The 16,815-nt window shown below is 68.9% G+C and carries 17 protein-coding genes and 1 pseudogene; 9 read left to right on the forward strand and 9 right to left on the reverse strand.

Features of this window, described 5'->3' with window-relative positions; genetic code table 11:
* Positions 1-484, forward strand: a pseudogene (locus AB0E63_RS44590) (MFS transporter); the annotation flags it as partial.
* Here AB0E63_RS44590 and AB0E63_RS44595 read toward each other — a convergent pair.
* Positions 447-662: a hypothetical protein gene (locus tag AB0E63_RS44595; RefSeq protein ID WP_360380433.1), complete on the reverse strand. Its 216-nt coding sequence runs from the start codon at positions 660-662 to the stop codon at positions 447-449. The pseudogene AB0E63_RS44590 and the gene AB0E63_RS44595 overlap by 38 nt on opposite strands.
* Before the next feature lie 13 nt (positions 663-675).
* Here AB0E63_RS44595 and AB0E63_RS44600 point away from each other — a divergent pair, with 13 nt between their 5' ends.
* On the forward strand, positions 676-1,188 hold the full coding sequence (locus tag AB0E63_RS44600; protein ID WP_360380436.1) for a LysR family substrate-binding domain-containing protein: 513 nt from the start codon (positions 676-678) through the stop codon (positions 1,186-1,188).
* On the opposite strand, the gene AB0E63_RS44605 is transcribed toward AB0E63_RS44600, so the two are convergent.
* Positions 1,154-2,155, reverse strand: coding sequence for a LacI family DNA-binding transcriptional regulator (locus tag AB0E63_RS44605; protein ID WP_360380439.1), 1,002 nt, complete (start codon positions 2,153-2,155; stop codon positions 1,154-1,156). The genes AB0E63_RS44600 and AB0E63_RS44605 overlap by 35 nt on opposite strands.
* 14 nt (positions 2,156-2,169) lie before the next feature.
* Positions 2,170-3,894: a glycoside hydrolase family 36 protein gene (locus tag AB0E63_RS44610; protein ID WP_360380442.1), complete on the reverse strand. Its 1,725-nt coding sequence runs from the start codon at positions 3,892-3,894 to the stop codon at positions 2,170-2,172.
* A 102-nt stretch (positions 3,895-3,996) separates the two neighbouring features.
* Between AB0E63_RS44610 and AB0E63_RS44615 the strand changes: the two genes are divergently transcribed.
* Genes AB0E63_RS44615 through AB0E63_RS44630 form a run of 4 tightly spaced genes read left to right on the forward strand, consistent with a single transcriptional unit; the run spans position 3,997 to position 8,426 of the window.
* A complete protein-coding gene (locus AB0E63_RS44615) occupies positions 3,997-5,235 on the forward strand; it encodes a hypothetical protein (RefSeq protein WP_360380445.1) in 1,239 nt (412 codons plus the stop codon).
* A 13-nt stretch (positions 5,236-5,248) separates the two neighbouring features.
* Positions 5,249-6,505: an extracellular solute-binding protein gene (locus tag AB0E63_RS44620; RefSeq protein ID WP_360380448.1), complete on the forward strand. Its 1,257-nt coding sequence runs from the start codon at positions 5,249-5,251 to the stop codon at positions 6,503-6,505.
* A complete protein-coding gene (locus tag AB0E63_RS44625) occupies positions 6,502-7,548 on the forward strand; it encodes a sugar ABC transporter permease (protein WP_360380451.1) in 1,047 nt (348 codons plus the stop codon). The genes AB0E63_RS44620 and AB0E63_RS44625 overlap by 4 nt, the downstream gene beginning before the upstream one ends.
* Positions 7,545-8,426 (forward strand): carbohydrate ABC transporter permease, encoded by an 882-nt coding sequence (locus tag AB0E63_RS44630; protein ID WP_360380454.1) that lies wholly within the window; start codon positions 7,545-7,547, stop codon positions 8,424-8,426. Before AB0E63_RS44625 ends, AB0E63_RS44630 begins: the two co-directional genes overlap by 4 nt.
* Here the strand turns inward: AB0E63_RS44630 and AB0E63_RS44635 are convergent, their stop codons facing one another.
* The 6 genes from AB0E63_RS44635 to AB0E63_RS44660 form a co-directional block, all read right to left on the reverse strand.
* Positions 8,427-9,059, reverse strand: a complete 633-nt coding sequence (locus AB0E63_RS44635; RefSeq protein ID WP_360380457.1) for a response regulator transcription factor — start codon at positions 9,057-9,059, stop codon at positions 8,427-8,429. It lies immediately after the preceding gene.
* The gene (locus tag AB0E63_RS44640; protein ID WP_360380459.1) at positions 9,052-10,281 is read right to left on the reverse strand and encodes a sensor histidine kinase; all 1,230 of its coding nucleotides are present in this window, start codon (positions 10,279-10,281) and stop codon (positions 9,052-9,054) included. The genes AB0E63_RS44635 and AB0E63_RS44640 overlap by 8 nt, the downstream gene beginning before the upstream one ends.
* 19 nt (positions 10,282-10,300) lie before the next feature.
* On the reverse strand, positions 10,301-11,077 hold the full coding sequence (locus tag AB0E63_RS44645) for an ABC transporter permease (protein ID WP_360380461.1): 777 nt from the start codon (positions 11,075-11,077) through the stop codon (positions 10,301-10,303).
* A complete protein-coding gene (locus tag AB0E63_RS44650; RefSeq protein ID WP_360380464.1) occupies positions 11,074-12,009 on the reverse strand; it encodes an ABC transporter ATP-binding protein in 936 nt (311 codons plus the stop codon). The genes AB0E63_RS44645 and AB0E63_RS44650 overlap by 4 nt, the downstream gene beginning before the upstream one ends.
* Before the next feature lie 100 nt (positions 12,010-12,109).
* A complete protein-coding gene (locus tag AB0E63_RS44655; RefSeq protein WP_360380467.1) occupies positions 12,110-12,559 on the reverse strand; it encodes an STAS domain-containing protein in 450 nt (149 codons plus the stop codon).
* 30 nt (positions 12,560-12,589) lie between these two features.
* Entirely contained in the window at positions 12,590-14,389 is a 1,800-nt protein-coding gene (locus AB0E63_RS44660) for an AMP-binding protein (protein ID WP_360380469.1), read from the reverse strand.
* 107 nt (positions 14,390-14,496) lie between these two features.
* On the opposite strand from AB0E63_RS44660, the gene AB0E63_RS44665 reads away from it, so the two are divergent.
* From AB0E63_RS44665 to AB0E63_RS44675, 3 genes are read left to right on the forward strand one after another with little or no spacing between them, the layout of a single operon-like run.
* A complete protein-coding gene (locus AB0E63_RS44665) occupies positions 14,497-14,955 on the forward strand; it encodes a hypothetical protein (protein WP_360380472.1) in 459 nt (152 codons plus the stop codon).
* Positions 14,956-14,959: 4 nt separating this feature from the next.
* The gene (locus AB0E63_RS44670; RefSeq protein ID WP_360380475.1) at positions 14,960-15,391 is read left to right on the forward strand and encodes an SRPBCC family protein; all 432 of its coding nucleotides are present in this window, start codon (positions 14,960-14,962) and stop codon (positions 15,389-15,391) included.
* A gap of 4 nt (positions 15,392-15,395) precedes the next feature.
* Complete coding sequence (locus AB0E63_RS44675) at positions 15,396-16,712, forward strand: ArsA family ATPase (protein WP_360380478.1); 1,317 nt, start codon at positions 15,396-15,398, stop codon at positions 16,710-16,712.
* Positions 16,713-16,815 lie beyond the last annotated feature (103 nt).

Here is a 16,815-nt window from a genome sequence, read left to right on the forward strand (position 1 = left end):
AAACCCCCCCCACGCGGGAAGGGGCGCGGGGCCCCCGGCCGCGCAAACCCCTGGACCCGCCCCGGCCGCGTTCAGGGGCCCGCGGGTCCCCGGGGGGTCCCCCCCCCCGGCGGGCCCACGGCTCGTCGTCCCACTCCTGCTGACCAGTCAGCTCCCGGCGATCGCGTTCCTCGCCACGCCGTCCATCCCGGTCGCGGCCGTCCTGCTCGCGATCTCCGGCGCCGGCTACGCGTTCAACCAGGGCATCGACCCGTTGATCCTGCAGGCAGTCGACCCGGCGTACCGCGGCCGCCTGTTCACCGTCCAGACCAGTGGCCTGATGGCGATCCAGGGCGTCAGCATCGCCCTCGCCGGCGTCGTCGGCACCTTCGTCGCCCCGAACCTCACCATCGCGGCGGCCGGCATCCTCGGTACGACGATCACCCTCCTGATCGCCCGTCAGGCACTCACCACGGCGCCACGTCCAGCGATCCAGGTCCTCTGAACACACCGGTCGGCCCGTCCGCCGGGAGGGTGGCCAGCAGAACCGGCACGACCGCGCCGTCCGCCGTGGTCCGTTCGCCCCGTGGAACCGAGGCCTGCGTGTTCAGATCGGTCGGCACGAGACCCGGTGTGGAGGCGTTGACCTTGATGCCATCGGCTCGCAGCGCCTCGGCGTACACCAGCGTCAGCGCATTGAGCGCTGCCTTCGACGAGCAGGCGGATATGGTCCGTGACGGTCGTGCGGATGTGGCGCTGGTCAGCCGGCCGTTCGACGAGAGCGGACTGGAGGCCGAGCTGCTGTACACCGAGCGCCGGGTCGCCGCGCTTCCGGCCGGTCACGAGCTGGCCGCACGTGAGGTGCTCGAGTCCGTCGACCTGGCCGGAATTCCGGCGCCGCGCTGGAGCCGGGCGAATGTTGCCGACTACAACTACTGGTCCGCCCGTCCCGACGATCCGGTCGACGGGCCGATCGTGCAGGACGCATCGCAGTTGCTGGAGGTCGTCGCGTTCGGCCAGGCGGTCGCGCTGGTGCCGAGGTCGATGGCCGAGCGCAACATCCGGCCCGATGTCGTGTACCGCCCGGTGACCGACGTCGAGCCCTACTGGATGCTGGTGGTGTGGCCGGCGGGTAGCCGCTCCGGCGAGATCGCGAGGTTCGTCGAGGCGGCCGTCAGGCGCTCGACCGGACGACCAGGGGAGCGGTGACGAGTCGGCCGGGCTGATCGGGATCGCCGCTGATCTCATGGAGTGCGCGGTCGAAGAGGCACGAGGCGATGTCGCGCAGCGGGATCCGTGCTGTCGTCAGCGGCGTGTCCAGCATGCTGGCGAACGGGAAGTCGTTGAATCCGGTGACCGCGACGTCCTCGCCAACCGCGATCCCGCGCCGCTGCAAGGCCCGCATCGCGACCACGGCGTACGCGTCATTGTCGGCGACGAACACATCCGGCGGATCGTTGTCCTCGACGTACGACGCCACCGCTTCCACGGAACCGAACGACCGCACGACCGCCGACGGGAACTCCTGCAGGAACCCGGCCTGCCGCTGGTGCACCCACGGCAGCGCGCTGTCCGTCGCGAGGTAGACCGCTCGTGAGCGTCCGGTCGACCGCAGGTGCCGTGCGATACCGGCCATCGAGGTCTCGTTGTCCACGTCGACCCAGCACTGCCGGTACTGCGGCCCGGTCCGCCCGAACGCGACGAACGGGAACTTCCGCTGGCTGAGGAACTCGATCCGCTCGTCCCGCGGCATCGTCTCGAGCACGACGATCGCGTCGACCTGCCGGGCCGCGATCAGCTTTTCGTACAGCGCGATCTCGGTCGCGCCCTCGGTCGGCGTGGTGACGTGGACGCCGTACCCGGAGACCGCGGCGGCCTTGACCAGACCGCCGAGCAGACCGTGCAGAAACCCACCCAGGCCAGGGTTCTGGTCGCTGAACGACTCGTCCTCGAGGTACAGCGGCAACCCGATCACCTGGCTGCGGCCCGACGACAATGCCCGGGCAGCGTGGTTCGGGATGTACCCGAGCTCGTCGATCGCGGCACGCACGGTCCGGACCGTCGGCTCGGCCACCCGGTGTGGGGCGTTGAGCACGTTCGACACGGTCATCGCCGACACTCCGGCCCGCCGGGCCACATCCGCGACCGTCGTTCGTCGTAGCTTCTCCTGCGCCAACTCCCCGCCCCCTGTCAGTTCCGCACGATCTGAGCCACCCCGGCGACCGGTACGTCGATCGCCCACAGCTCCGGCGGTGTCGTCGTCCGCCGATATACCTCGGTGCCCGAGCAATCAGACACTACGAGGTCGACCGGCCCAGGCCCGGCATTTTCGACCAGCACCCGGCCGGACGCTCCACCGTTCACCAGCAGTGTCGACCGATCGGTGTCACTCAAACGCACGACAGGGTTGGTGAAAACGGCCACCACGGCCTCGGAACCCCGTTCCGCCCGCACCTGCGTGTAGCGCGCATCCGGCCGCGACGGCGTCAGTACGCCGTGCAGCAGCACCTCGGCGTGATCCCGCAGGAACCCGAGCCAGAACCGGACCACGCGATCGTGCTCCGGCGAGAGCGCATCGAGCTCCATCGACACCTGCGGCGTACTGAACATCGCTCCGATGAACTGCTGCGCGACGTTCTCCGCGGACGCCGACGGATGCCACATCAGCATGTCCGAGTGCACCGCGCGATCGCCCGCGAGGAGCCGGCAGTCGATGGTGCGAACCCGGTTCTCCACCGGGTCCAGTGCGCAGTCTCCGGCGCGCAGGAACGTGCCGAACTGCCACAACCGCGGGTGCACGTAATCCTGCCGGAACTCGATCAGCACCTCCGGCCGCAATCTTCGCAGCTCGGTCGTGATCGCGTGCAAGAGCAGCTCGACGCCTTCGTCGACGGACGTGCAGTCCCCATCCGGTGCAGCGGGAGGGTTGTCCCATGCCCAGGAGTCGATGAAGTCGATCTTCAGCCCGTCCACGCCCCAGTCCCGCACCGGTCGGATGCAGCTCTCGAGCAAGTGCTCGCGTACCTCGGGGTAGCGCGGATCCAGCACGGCCGTGACCTCACCGTCGGCGAACCCGAGGGTCCGATCCTTGAACTGCTCCCAGGCCTTCGAGTGCACGCCGATCAGCGGTGGCGCGGTCCACAGCACGTACCGCTGTCCGAGCTCATGCACCCGCCGCACATGCGCGGCCATATCCGGGAACGTCTGCCAGGTCGGCTCCCAGTCGCCGCAGTACGCGTACCCGCGAGCGGTGTCGTCGGTCTGCCAGCCGTCGTCGACGATCACGGCCGCGCACCCGTACGCCGCTCCCGTACGAGCGTGCCGCTCGACCGACTCGGCGGAGACGTGCTGGTGGTCGCTGTACCAGGTGGAGTACATCGCCTGCCGCGCCACGTCGGGAACCGACGCGATCCGGTCGCCGAGCTCGGCGGTCCAGTCCGCAGTCACACCGCGCAGTGCCTCGGCGAAATGCAGTTCGCGCAGGTCGATCCGCAGCGTGAAGCGGTGGGCTTCGGTGTCGTGCACGGTGAGCTCGATCAGCTGCTCGGCGGTCTCCTCGTTCACCCCGACCGCGAAGTCGCAGCCGCGGACACTTGCCGACAAAGAGATTGTCGACAAGCTGCGATCCTGCGCATCGACCAGAGCCGCGACCGGCGCCGAGCGGACCGATCGGACGTCGCGATGCGAACCCCAGTCGGTCGGCAGCTCACGCCGCGAACCCTGCGTGGCGCGCCAGAGCGTCACCGCGGTCTCCGCCGGCCACGTCCACCGCAGCGTCACCGGGCCGTCGGCGACCACGTCGTACCGCAGCACACCCGGCTCGGCCGGCGGAGTCGCGGTGACCGTGGCGGGGCCGGCGATCGTGCCGGTGCGTTGCGTGCGGCCGTCGGGCGAGCGGATCTCGAAAGTCGTCACGCCGTGGACTATAGCGGTAAAACTCGATCCCAAGAAGGTATTGACCGAATTGGCCGACGTCTCTAGTTTTAGCGCTAATATCCGATTCTCCGAGGAGATCCCGTGCTGGCTGTGAGCTCCGACAACCCACTGGTCGAGGAGGCTTTCGCGTGGGCCCGGAAGCGGGCGCTGGACTGGGTCCAGACGGACGCCGCGCCCGGCCATCTGCCGTCGTACTGGGCCGGCTATCCGTCCCGGCCGATGTTCTACTCGCGCGACGTCTGCCACCAGGCCGCCGGTGCGCACCTGCTCGGGCTCGACGCGGAGAACTTCGCGATGTTCCGGCACTTCGCCCGCTCGGCGACGCCGGCCCGGAAGTGGTTCCCGATCTGGGCGTTCCACTTCGACGGGCGGATCGCCGCCCTCGACTACCACCACGACGAGCACTTCGTCCGGGAGATCCCCGCGGTGTTCGACCTGACCTACCGGGCGCTGGAGCAGTACGACTGGACCGGCGACCGCCGATGGCTCGACGACCCCGACCTGGCGGCCTATTACCGCCACAGCGTCGGCGAATTCGTCGAAGCCCATGACGCCGACGGCGACGGCATCCCCGAAGCCGGCGGGACCGCGGACATCTTCCTCGGCACGGCGACCTACAACGAGCGCGAGGCACCGCTGCTGATCGCGGGCGACGGGATGGCCGCCCAGTACGCCGCTCTTCGCAAGCTCGGTCGGCACGCAGCGGCCGACCGGATCCAGGCCATCTACTGCAACGACTGGTGGAACGGGGACCACTTCGCGCGCGGTGTCACCAAGGACGGGCTGGACTTCGGTTGGGGACTGGAGTCGCACACGCTCGTTCCACTGTTCGGGCTGAGCGGGAGCGGCGAGCGTAACGAGCGCTTCCTCGACTACATCGAGGACCGGATGGAGGCCGACCCGCCGAAGAACATCGAGTCGTTCAGCTACTGGCCCGAGCTGCTCTTCAAGCACGGTCGCGACGAGTCCGCCTGGCGCTGGACAAAGCACCTGATCGACAGCCGGGACGACTACCCGGAGATCTCGTTCACCGTCGTCGAGCATCTGGTCGCCGGCCTGCTCGGGCTGCGGCCGGACGCGGCGTCGGCGGCCCTGACCATCGAATCCCATCTGCCGGCCGAGGTCGGCCGGCTGACCGCCGACCACGTCCGGGTCGGCGAGTGGGACCTGCGCATCAGCCAAGACGGACGGCACACGACCGAAGTCACCGTGCACAGCGGACCGGGGCCGCTCACGGTGACGGTCGGCCAAGGCGACCTCAGCATCGCCGAAATCCTCGAACCCGGTCGGACCGCCCGGGTCAGTACAGCCACGACCTAGCCGAAGGACTCTCATGAAGCTCTCCCACCGCCTGCTGCCCGCCACGGCCGCGCTCCTGCTGACCGGCTTGGCAGCGGGCTGCGCCACCGGCAGCCAGCCCGCGTCCAACACGTCCGGCGACTCCGCCACCATCACCTTCTCCTTCTGGGGAACGAACTCCGAAGCCGCGTCACTGAAGGCGATCGCGGCCGCCTTCGAGCAGGCCAACCCGGGCTCGAAGGTGACCACGAACTGGATCCAGTCCGACTACGAGCAGAAGCTGCAGACCTCGATCGCGGCCGGCACCCAGTCGACCGTGATGGAGATCAGCAACACCAGCCTGGCCGGGTTCGCGCCCAGCTTCGCCGAGCAGACCGTCGACCCGGGCAAGTACGTGCAGCCGAACATCTCCTCGGCGATGCAGTTCCAGGGCAAGTACTACGCGATGCCGTTCGCGGCCAAACCCAAGGTGATGGCGATCAACACCGACGCCTTCAAGGCCGCCGGCGTACCGTTGCCCAGCGCTACGACTCCGCTGAGCCTCGACGAGTTCAAGACGATCGCCGCGAAGCTCTCGCACGGCGACGGCAAGGCCCGCGTCTTCGGCTCCAGCAACCTCTGGTACCGGGGCTGGCTGACGGCCGCCGGCGGTGGCTACTACAACGCCGACGCGACCCAGTGCACCTTCGGTGACCAGACCGGCGTCAGCACCGCGCAGTACGTCGTCGGTATGCAGAAGGATCGCTCGGCGCCGACGTCGCTGGACATCGAGGGACAGGACCAGGCGCAGTGGTTCGCGGCCGGCCGGCTGGCGACGTTCAGCGACTTCGGACCGTGGACGGTCGCGGACTTCGCCAAGATCAGCAAACCGAACTGGTCGCTGGTCCCGGTGCCCGGCAAGGGATTCCCGATGGAGGTCGACGGGCTCGGGATCGCGAAGAACGCGACCGGCAAGCAGCTCGAGACCGCGAAGAAGTTCGTCGAGTTCGCCAGTACGCAGCAGGTCGCTCAGGACCAGCTGATCCAGGGGAACACGGCCCTCGGCGTACCGATCATCGAGGCGTCGACGCCGACGCTGGAGAAGGTGCTGCCGGCTGATCGCAACCTGGCCGCCTTCACCACCGCGCTGAAGAGCGGCATCGTCGGCGTCTCGGTCGCGAAGGAGGCGCAGCTCTCCGGTGACGCGGACAAGGGGATGACCAGCTACACCCCGCTGGGCAGCGGCAAGGACGACGTGGCCAAGATCCTGCCCGAGCTCGCCGCCAAGTGCACGCAGGCCCTCACACAGTGAATCCGACCATCGGCTGGATCCGCGGGCTCGCGGAGTCCTGGGGCGTTCCCACCGCACTCGTGCCGCTGGTCCCGTTCCTGCTCCTGCTGATCGTCCTGTACGCCGTCATCGGACTGGCGGCGTACGGGGCGCGGCGGAAGTGGCCGCGGGCCGACAAGACGATCGCGTTCTGGCTGTTCGTCTCGCCGTGGCTGATCGGCTTCGGCCTGTTCACGGTCGGGCCGATGGTGTCCTCGATCTACGTCAGCCTGACCTCGTGGGACCTGATCACGCCGCCCAAGTTCGTTGGCCTGTCCAACTACACCGAGGCGTTCCAGGATCCGCGGGTCGGGCAGGCGCTGAAGGTGACGCTGCTGTACGCCGTGATCAGCGTGCCACTGCAGACCGCGCTGGCCTTCCTGGTCGCGCTGCTGCTGAACACCGAGCTGCCCGGGATGCGGTTCTTCCGCACCGTCTGGTACCTGCCGAGCCTGGTGTCCGGCGTGGCCCAGATGGTCTTGTTCCTCTGGGTGTTCAACCCCCAGTACGGCCTCGCGAACGACGTACTCGGAAAGGTCGGGATCGACGGACCCGGGTGGTTCAACGACGCGTCGTGGGCGCTGCCGACGGTGATCCTGATGAGCCTGTGGACGGTCGGCGGGGCGATGGTCATCTACCTGGCCGGGCTCAAGGACGTGCCGCCGAACCTGTACGAGGCGGCGGCCATCGACGGAGCTGGACCGGTGCGGCTGTTCTGGCACGTGACGCTGCCGCAGATGTCGCCGATCATCCTGTTCAACGCCCTGACCGGGATCATCGGCTCGTTGCAGATCTTCACCCAGGGATTCATCGCGAAGGGCGGCCCGAAGGACTCGCTGCTGTTCTTTGTCTACTACCTGTACGACAACGCGTTCCAGAACTTCCGGATGGGCTACGCGTCCGCGCTGGCCTGGATCCTGTTCGTCGTCATCCTGGCGCTGACCGCGGTGACGCTGCGCGGAAGCGCATTCGCCGTGTACTACGAGGCCGAGCTCTCCGGCCGCCGGAAGCGGAGGAACCGATGACTGTCCTGGCCCAATCCCGCCCCGCGCTTCGGGTGAGCGTCGACCGTCCCTTCTGGCGCCGGAACCTCTCGCTCACCGTCGTCCTCTACGTCGTCCTGGCGCTCGGGTCACTCGTCTTCGTCTACCCGTTCCTGTGGATGATCGCGACCTCATTGCGATCGCTCGCCGGTGTCGGGAGCTCGGGTGCCAGCGTGTGGCCGCGAGAGTTCCTGTGGGACAACTACTCGCGGGCGATCACGTCGTTCCCGTTCTGGCGGTACGCGCTCAACTCCGTGCTGACCACCCTGATCCCGATCATCGGCACGGTCTTCTCGTGCTCGCTCGCGGGATTCGCGTTCGCGCGGTTGCGGGTGCGCTTCTCCGGTGTCGTGTTCGCCGTCGTCCTGGCGACGATGCTGCTGCCGGGGGAGGTGACGATGGTGCCGCAGTTCATGCTGTTCAACAACCTCGGCATGGTCGACACGTTGTACCCGCTGATCCTGCCGGCGTTCTTCGGTTCGCCGTTCTACATCTTCTTGTTCCGCCAGTTCTTCGCCCGGATGCCGGCCGAGCTGGCCGATGCGGCGGTCGTTGACGGGTGCGGGTGGTTCAAGACGTTCTGGCTGGTCTACCTGCCGCTGGCCCGGCCTGCCGTGGTCGCGGTGTCGATCCTGTTGTTCATGGGTTACTGGAACAACTTCCTCGGCCCGGCCATCTACATCAACTCCGACCAGTGGAAGACGCTCCCACTCGCGCTGGCCGGTTTCCAGTCCGTCAACGGAACCGACACCCCATTGCTGATGGCAACCTCCGTGATGATCACCGTCCCGTGCCTGGTGATCTTCTTCGTCGCCCAGAAGCAAATCACGAACGGCATCACGTTCTCCGGCGGGAAGTGATCAGTCGCGGCCGAGGATTCCCTGTTCGTAGCCCTTGGCCACCGCGGCGGCTCGGTCGGTGACGCCGAGCTTGGTGAAGAGGTGGCTGAGGTGGGTCTTCACCGTGGCCTCGCTGATGAAGAGTTCGCGGGCGATCTCACGGTTGGAGGTGCCCTTGGCAACCAGTGCGAGGATCTCGCGTTCACGGGCGGCCGGCGGGCTCGGCGCCGGCGTGCGGACGGCGGACACCAAGCGGGAGGCCACGGCGGGGGAGAGGACCGTCCGTCCGGCTGCCGCTTCACGGACCCCGGTGAACAGCTCGTCCTGCGGCGCGTCCTTCAGCAGGTAGCCGGTCGCGCCCGCTTCGATCGCCGGCAGGGTGTCGGTGTCGGTGTCCCAGGTGGTGAGGACCAGGATTTTCGCCCGGGTGCCGCGGCGGGTCAGCTCGGTGATGGCCTCGAGCCCACCGCCGCCGGGCATCCGCAGGTCCATCAGGATCACGTCGGGATCGAGGTCGGCGGCCAGCGCCACGGCCTCGACGCCGTTGGACGCCTCGGCGAGCACGGTGAAGCCGGGCGCGGCCTCGAACATGCCGCGCAGGCCGTTGCGGACCACCGGGTGGTCGTCGACGAGCAGGAGCGAGATCTCAGCCATGGAGCACCAACGGTACGCGAGCCGACACCGCCGTACCCGAGTCCGGCTCGGACTCGACGGTGAGCGAACCGGCGATGCGCTCGGCGCGGGCGCGCATACCGTCCAGGCCGAAGCCGCCGGTGCCCGAGCGTTGGGGCAATGTCATCGGGTCGAAGCCCTTTCCGTCGTCGCGGATGTCCAAGGTGACCTCGTCGTCCAGGAAGCTGAGGGTCACCCCGACGCGCGCGGCGGAGGCGTGTTTCGCCACGTTCGCCAGGGCTTCCTGGGTGACGCGCAGGATGGTTGCCGAGACCTCTCCATGCAGATGTTGCGATGTCCCCGTGAGAGTGAACTCGGCGCGTACGCCGGTCCGCTCCGCCCACTGGCCGACCGTCTTCTGGAGCGCCTCGGGAAGTCCGTCGTACGACAGACCCACCGGAGCGAGGTTCTGCACCGAGCGGCGGGCTTCGCCCAGGCTGTGCCGGGCCAGGTCGGTGGCGCGGCTCACGTGCTCCTCGGCGGTCGCCGGGTCCGACGTACTCGCGACGACCTGGAGCTGGGCGATGATGCCGGTCAGACCCTGGGCGATCGTGTCGTGGATCTCCGCGGCCAGCCGCCGGCGTTCGTCGGCGATGCCCGCTTCCCTTGCCTGGACGAGGAGCTGGGCCTGCAAGGCGGCGTTCTCGTCGTGGGCCTGCTGGAGCTCGAGGATGGTCGCCGCCCGGTCCCGGGACCGCTGTTCCTCCTGCTGGTTGAGATGGGTGACGAGCGTCAGCAGCACATTGTTGGCCACCAGGAGGACCACGAACACGATCCATCGCGTCCAGCCGTCGACGGGTATCCCGCTGGTCTGCGCTCCCGCCACAGGGATGGAGCAGGCGAACAAGGCGACGCGCCGGCGGCGCCGGCCGGGGATCAGCTCCTCGGCATCGAAGTAGCCCGCTACGGCGTAGAAGGCGAAGAACGGGTTCACCAGGGTGAGCGCGAAGCCGATCGCGTAACGGATGACGTAGTACGCGACCGAGAGCCGGCTCGGGCCGCCCTCGGTGCGATCGCCCCACCACAGCTGGAGGACGAGAGCTGCGACCACCAGCGCCGCGGCTGTGACCTGTTTGGCCGTGGTCGGCATGATCAGCTCGACCGTCGCGGCCGACAGGAGGGTGCCGATGACGAGGAGGCCGTAGGGCTGCCACCGACGGAAGGCCTGTTGCCGCCGATCGATGTCCTCGTCCGCCGTCGTCACCCACCCAGTCTGCACGGTGCTACTCCCAGCGGAACCAGCGACCGGCGGCGGCCGACAGCACGATCGCCCAGGCGGCGAGGACGCCGAGGTGGGACCACGACGGCCAATCACCGGCGAACGCCTGGTCGAGTGCGCTCGCGGCGGCTCCGAACGGTGTGAGGACGACGATGTGCGCCATCACGTCAGGCATCGCCTTGACCGGCAGCCACAAGCCCGCGCAGAACATGCTCGGGAAGAAGATCCCCGTACCGAGCGCCTGCGCCATCTTCGCCGTCCGGGCCAGCGCGGAGACCAGAGCGCCCAGGGAGAGCGAGGCAGCGGCGGTGAGCAACAGCGCCAGCGCGTAGCCGAAGGCCTGGCGCGGCAACGCCACGCCGAACGCGAGCCGGCCGACCGTCAGGCAGATCAGCACCGAGGCCAGGGCCGCGGCGCCGTTCAGTCCGACCTGCGCCGACAGCAGCGCGGACGGGCGGACGGGAGTCGCCGACATCCGGCGCAGGATGCCGCGCTCGCGGTAGCCGGTGATGACCGGCGGCATCGTCTGCAGGCCGATCATGACCAGGGCGATCAGCACCAGGATCGGCACGTACAGATCGATCAGCCGGACTCCGCCGAGCCCGGCGTCGACCTTCTTGAACGACGGGATGCTGCCCAGGATCACCAGGAGCAGCGGCGGGAAGGCCAGCACCCAGAAGAGACTGCCGGGCTCACGCCGGAACAGTCGCGCCTCGGCGCGCAGAACGGCGAAGTAGGGGCTGGTGGACCGCGCGGGCGCGGTCTGTACGGCGGTGCTCATCGGGTGGCTCCCGTCAGGTCTAGGAAGGCGTCGTCCAGCGTGGCGTCGGTGACCCGCAGTTGGTGGGCCGTGATGCGGTGCCGGGCGAGGAGTGAGAGGACGGCGTTGACGGTGTCGTCGGTGCCGCTGAGGGTGATCCGGCCGTCCTTGTGCTCGACCGACGCGAGAGCCGGCAGAGCGGCCAGCTCCTCGTCGTCGAGGGAGGCCGACGGGGTGAAGGAGATGACGGTGGATCCCGCCGCGCGGCTGATCAGCCCGCGGGGTGTGTCGAGCGCGGTGATCCGGCCTTGGTCGATCACGGCGATCCGGTCGCACAGCCGCTGCGCTTCCTCCATGAAGTGCGTGACCAGCAGGACGGTGACGCCGCGGGCGCGGATGTCCTCGACGACCTCCCAGGTGTCGCGGCGGGCGCGCGGGTCGAGCCCGGTGGTCAGCTCGTCGAGGACGACGACCCGGGGGTTGCCGACCAACGCGAGCGCGATGAACAGGCGCTGCTTCTGGCCGCCGCTCAGCACCCCGAACCGGGTGTTCAGCTGAGCGACGAGGCCGAGGCGTTCGGCCAGCGGGTTCCAGTCGGCCGGGTTCGGGTACAGCGCGGCGTACAGCTCGAGGGCCTCGCGGACCGTGAGCTTGGCCTGCAGCTCGCTCTCCTGGAGCTGGGCGCCGAGCACCTGGGTGACCGCCGCGTGATCGGCGATCGGGTCGAGCCCGGCGACCCGGATCCGGCCGCCGTCGGGGACGCGCAGGCCCTCGACACACTCGACGGTGGTGGTCTTCCCGGCGCCGTTCGGGCCGAGGATGCCGAAGATCTCGCCCTCCTCGACGGTGAAGGACACACCGTCGACGACGGTCCGGTCGCCGTAGGACTTGCGCAGGTTAGAGACTTCGACGACAGCCCCGCGGGCCGCCGGTGTCGTGCTCGTCGTGGTCATGCATCGAGCTTCGCGGAGGACCCACCCGGCTCACATCGCCCATCAAGCTCGACCCGCCATCAACCATTCGGCTATGCCGGCAGTACGACGTTCGCGCGCATCAGACCGGCGGAGGGGTGAAGGCGGGCCGGTAGCCGGGCAGCGCGTCCGCCAGCGTGGGGTAGTGGTCGAGCGGGCGTGCGGATCCGGTGGTCCGGACCAGGTCGGCCAACCACTGCCCGGCTCCGGAGGCACGCAGCCAGCCGCCGTGCTCGACGGCCAGGTCATGGGCGTCGGCGAGCACGAGCAGGCCGGCCGCCTCCATCGTCGTGACCCGCCGCAGATCGACCACGAGCTTCGACAGCTTCGTGGTGATCACATGCTGGAGCTCGGTGGCGAACGTGGGTACGGCGACGAGGTCGACCGCACCGGCCACGCGGACGACCGCACAGTCACCGACCGCGCTCCAGCTACAGACAAAGGGTCCGCTCACGTCCGACGGCGGACGGGCGGATCCGACAACGCGCGGTGCCGGCACCCGGGTGTGCGCGGCACGCCTCACTGATTTCATGCCCGTCCGGTACCCCTCGGCTAACCCCGGCTACTTCGCGTACAGGGCCTCGACGTCGGACTGGTGGTTCTTCATCACGATGTGTCGGCGCAGCGAGAGCTTCAGGGACAGCTCGCCGGACTCCTGCGTCCAGTCGATCGGGAGGATGGAGAACTTCTTGATCTCCTCGGCCTTGGAGACCGAACCGTTGGCCTCGCTGACGGCCTTCTGGATCTCGGCGATCAGGTCCGCGTCGCCGGTCAGCGAGGCCACGTCGGTGGGCTTCCCGCGCTCGGTGGCCCATGGAACGATGTTCTCCGGGTCGATCGTGATCAGCGCGGCGATGAACGGCTTGGCGTCGCCGACCACCATGCACTGGCTGACCAGTGGGTGCAGGCGGATCTGGTCCTCGAGCACGGCCGGCGCGACATTCTTGCCGCCGGCGGTGACCAGGATCTCCTTCTTCCGGCCGGTGATCTTGATGAACCCGTCGACGTCGAACTCACCCAGGTCGCCGGTGTGGAACCAGCCGGCCGCGTCGATCGTGGCCGCGGTGGCCTCGTCGTTCTTCCAGTAGCCCTGCATGACCTGGCCGCCCTTGAAGCACAGCTCGCCGTCCGCGGCGACGGCGACCGACACACCAGGGAGCGGCCGGCCGACGGTGCCGATGCGGATGTCGTCGGGCAGGTTGACCGCCACCGCGGCGGTGGTCTCGGTCAGGCCGTACCCCTCGAGCACCGGTGCACCGATGCCCCGGAAGAAGTGCCCGAGCCGGTCGCCGAGCGGTGCGCCGCCGGAGACGGCGTACTGGACCTTGCCGCCGAGCACCACGCGGAGCTTGGAGTAGACGAGCCGGTCGAACAGCGCGTGCTTGGCCTTCAGCCCGAACGACGCGCCGCCCTTGTCCTGGGCCCGCGAGTACGCGATCGCGGTGTCCGCGGCCGCGTCGAAGATCTTGCCCTTGCCGTCTGCGTGCGCCTTCTGGCTGGCCGAGTTGAAGACCTTCTCGAACACTCGCGGCACGCTCAGGATGAACGTCGGCTTGAACTCGCCGAGGTCGTTCACCAGGTTCTTCACGTCGGCGCTGTGGCCGACCTTGACCATCTTCATCACGCAACCGACCTGGATGATCCGCGCGAACACGTGCGCCAGCGGCAGGAACAGCAGCGTGCTCGCGCCGTCGGTCGCGAAGAGCTCGTCGAGGATCTTCACGGCCGGGTCGAGCTCGGCCAGGAAGTTCGAGTGGCTGATCTTGCAGCCCTTCGGGCGTCCCGTCGTACCGGAGGTGTAGATGAGCGTGGCCAGGTCGCCCGACTGCACCGCCGTACGGCGCTTGTCGAACTCGGCATCGGTGATCTCCTGGCCGAGCACGGTGAGCTGCTCGACCGCGCCGGCCTCGATCTGCCAGATCTCCTGCAGCGCGGGTGCCTCCGGCCGGGCGGACTCGACCACCGCGCCGTGGGCGGCGTTCTCGGCGATCGCGACGACCGCATCGGAGTCGGTCAGGATCCATTGGATCTGCGACGCGGAGGACGTTTCGTAGATCGGAACGGTGACCGAACCGATGCTCCAGATCGCGTAGTCGATCAGGGTCCACTCGTAGCGGGTCGCGCTGAGCAGGGCGACCCGGTCGCCGTGCTGCACGCCGGCCGCGATCAGGCCCTTCGCGACGGCGGTGACCTGCCGGGCGAACTCGGCCGCGGACACGTCCAGCCAGCCGCCCCCTGAATCGGCCCCTACCCGCCGGCTGAACACGGCGGTGTCAGGATGAGAGGACGCGTTCGCCCACACGGGGTCGCTCAGGCTCCCGGTGGGTGGCTCGGTCACAGCAGGAACGGTGTACTCACGCATCCGCGTCTCCTCAGTCGGTCACGAATTGTCGACTTCCGGCGCACGCTACAGTCACCTACCCAGAAGTAGCCAGGTTCATGTGACCCAAGGAACAGGTGCCTTCAGCAATGCCCACGCTCGACATCAGTTGCGACGACTTGGTCGTTGCTGATCCAGCCTACGTCGCCGCGCGCCTCGGTTCGGACACCCTCTGGCGCGAGTGGTGGCCGGACCTCATCCTGACCGCGGCCGAGCGGCGCGGCCTGGAGGGCGTCCGCTGGACCGTGGCCGGCGCGGCGATCGGTACGGCGGAGTGGTGGCTGGAGGCGGTCCGCGACGGCGTCGTCGTGCACTGGTACCTGCGCGTCGACCCGGTGAAACCGGTCCGCGGCCAGGCCCTCGCCAGACTCAAGGAGCGGTACGTCGCGTCGTACCGGGAGCACCTGTGGCGGTTCAAGGACGAAGCCGAAGCGGGCCGCGCGGCGGGCGAACGCCGTCCCGGGTCCGAACCCGCGATAGTCTCCGGGGAGGACGCCGGCGCAGCGCCCGACGGTCCGAGTACGACGAGTCCCACAGCTAAGAGGTGAATAGATGGCGGATCAGACCACCTCGACCATCGTGATGAACGCGACCCCCAAAGAGATCATGGCGGTGATCGCGGACTTCGCGGCGTACCCGGAATGGGCCGACTCGATGCGGGAGACCCAGGTGCTGTCCACCGACGAGGCGGGCCGGCCGAAGCAGGTCCGGTTCAAGGTCGACGCCGGTGCGATCTCCGACGAGTACACGCTGGACTACGTCTGGTCCCGCAACGAGGTGACCTGGACGCTGGTGCAGGCCAAGATGGTGAAGGGGATGGACGGCGCCTATGTGCTGCGCGACCTGGGCGCCGAGGGGACCGAGGTGACGTACCGGCTGGCCGTCGACGTGGCGATCCCGATGATCGGCATGCTGAAGCGCAAGGCCGAGAAGGTCATCATCGACACAGCCCTCAAGGGGCTCAAGAAGCGCGTCGAGTCCTGATTCAGTGACTCGGGTTCTGCTGTACACGGGTAAGGGCGGCGTAGGCAAGACGACCTCCGCGGCGGGTACTGCCACGCTCGCGGCGCTGCGCGGGCTGCGCACGCTGGTGCTGTCGACCGATGCCGCGCACTCGCTGTCGGACGCGTTCGACTCCGAGGTCGGACCGGAGCCGACCGAGATCGACGATCTGCTGTTCGTCCAGCAGATCGACGCCCAGCGCAAGTTCGAGCGGTCGTGGGGCGACATCCAGTCCTACCTGCGGTCGGTGCTGCACATGGTCGGGGTGGACCCGATCGAGGCCGAGGAGCTGACCGTGCTGCCGGGCGCGGAGGAAGTGCTCGCGCTGCTCGAGGTGCGCGACCACGTCCGGTCCGGGCGCTGGGACGTGATCGTGGTGGACTGCGCGCCGACCGCGGAGACGCTCCGGCTGCTCGCGTTGCCCGAGGCCCTGAACTGGTACATGGACCGGATCTTCAACGCCGAGCGCAAGGTGATGCGGACCTTCCGGCCGTTCCTGAGCCGGGGGCCGGGGATCCCGATGCCCGACGACACCGTCTTCGACGCGCTGCGACGGCTGCAGAGCGACCTCTCCGACATCCGCACGTTGCTGGCCGGCCCGGACGCCTCGGTGCGGCTGGTGCTGACGCCGGAAGCCGTGGTCGTCGCCGAGGCCCGGCGGTCGCTGACGCGCCTGTCGCTGTACGGCTACCGCGTCGACGGGGTGGTCGCGAACCGGGTGTTCCCGGCCGCCGGCGCGGACTCCTGGCGACGGCAGTGGGTCGCCGCGCAGCGCGGGATCCTCGAGGAGGTCGCGGACTCGTTCCGGCCGCTGCCGATCTGGGAGTCGCCGTACCGGGTCTGCGAGCCGGTCGGCGTCGAGGAGCTGGCCGCGTTCGCGGTCGAGATGTACGGCGGGGACGACCCGTTCGCCCGGGCCACGGCCGAGACCTCGCTGTGGGTGGATCGGCACATCGACACGGACGGCCGGACCTACACGCTGACAATGCCGTTGCCGCTGGCATCTGCGAGCGAGCTGGAGCTGGCGCGGCACGGTGACGAGCTGATCATCACGGTCGGGTCGTACCGGCGCGTGCTGCCGTTGCCGGCGGCGCTGGCCCGCGGCGTGGTCGCAGGTGCGCGGCTGGACGACGGACGGCTGCAGGTGCGGTTCGCGCCGCGGGAGACAACGCGGCCGGTGCCGTCCGAGTTGCCGAGCGGTAGTGGACCGCTCGAGTCGGCGCAGGAGCTGGCCCAGGAGCTGACGGCCGAGTACCACGCCCAGCAGCTGGCCCACGGCGCCGCGATCGGAGAGGGCCGGTGACAGTGTTAATGCCACGCCTCCGGCGCGGCGGGTCATGGGGCTTTGACTCCCGGCCTTCCCTCGTCGCTCCAGTCGCTTCGCTCCCTCCGCTCCTCAGTCCAGG

Source organism: Kribbella sp. NPDC026596, from assembly GCF_040638415.1.
Taxonomy (GTDB): Bacteria; Actinomycetota; Actinomycetes; order Propionibacteriales; family Kribbellaceae; genus Kribbella.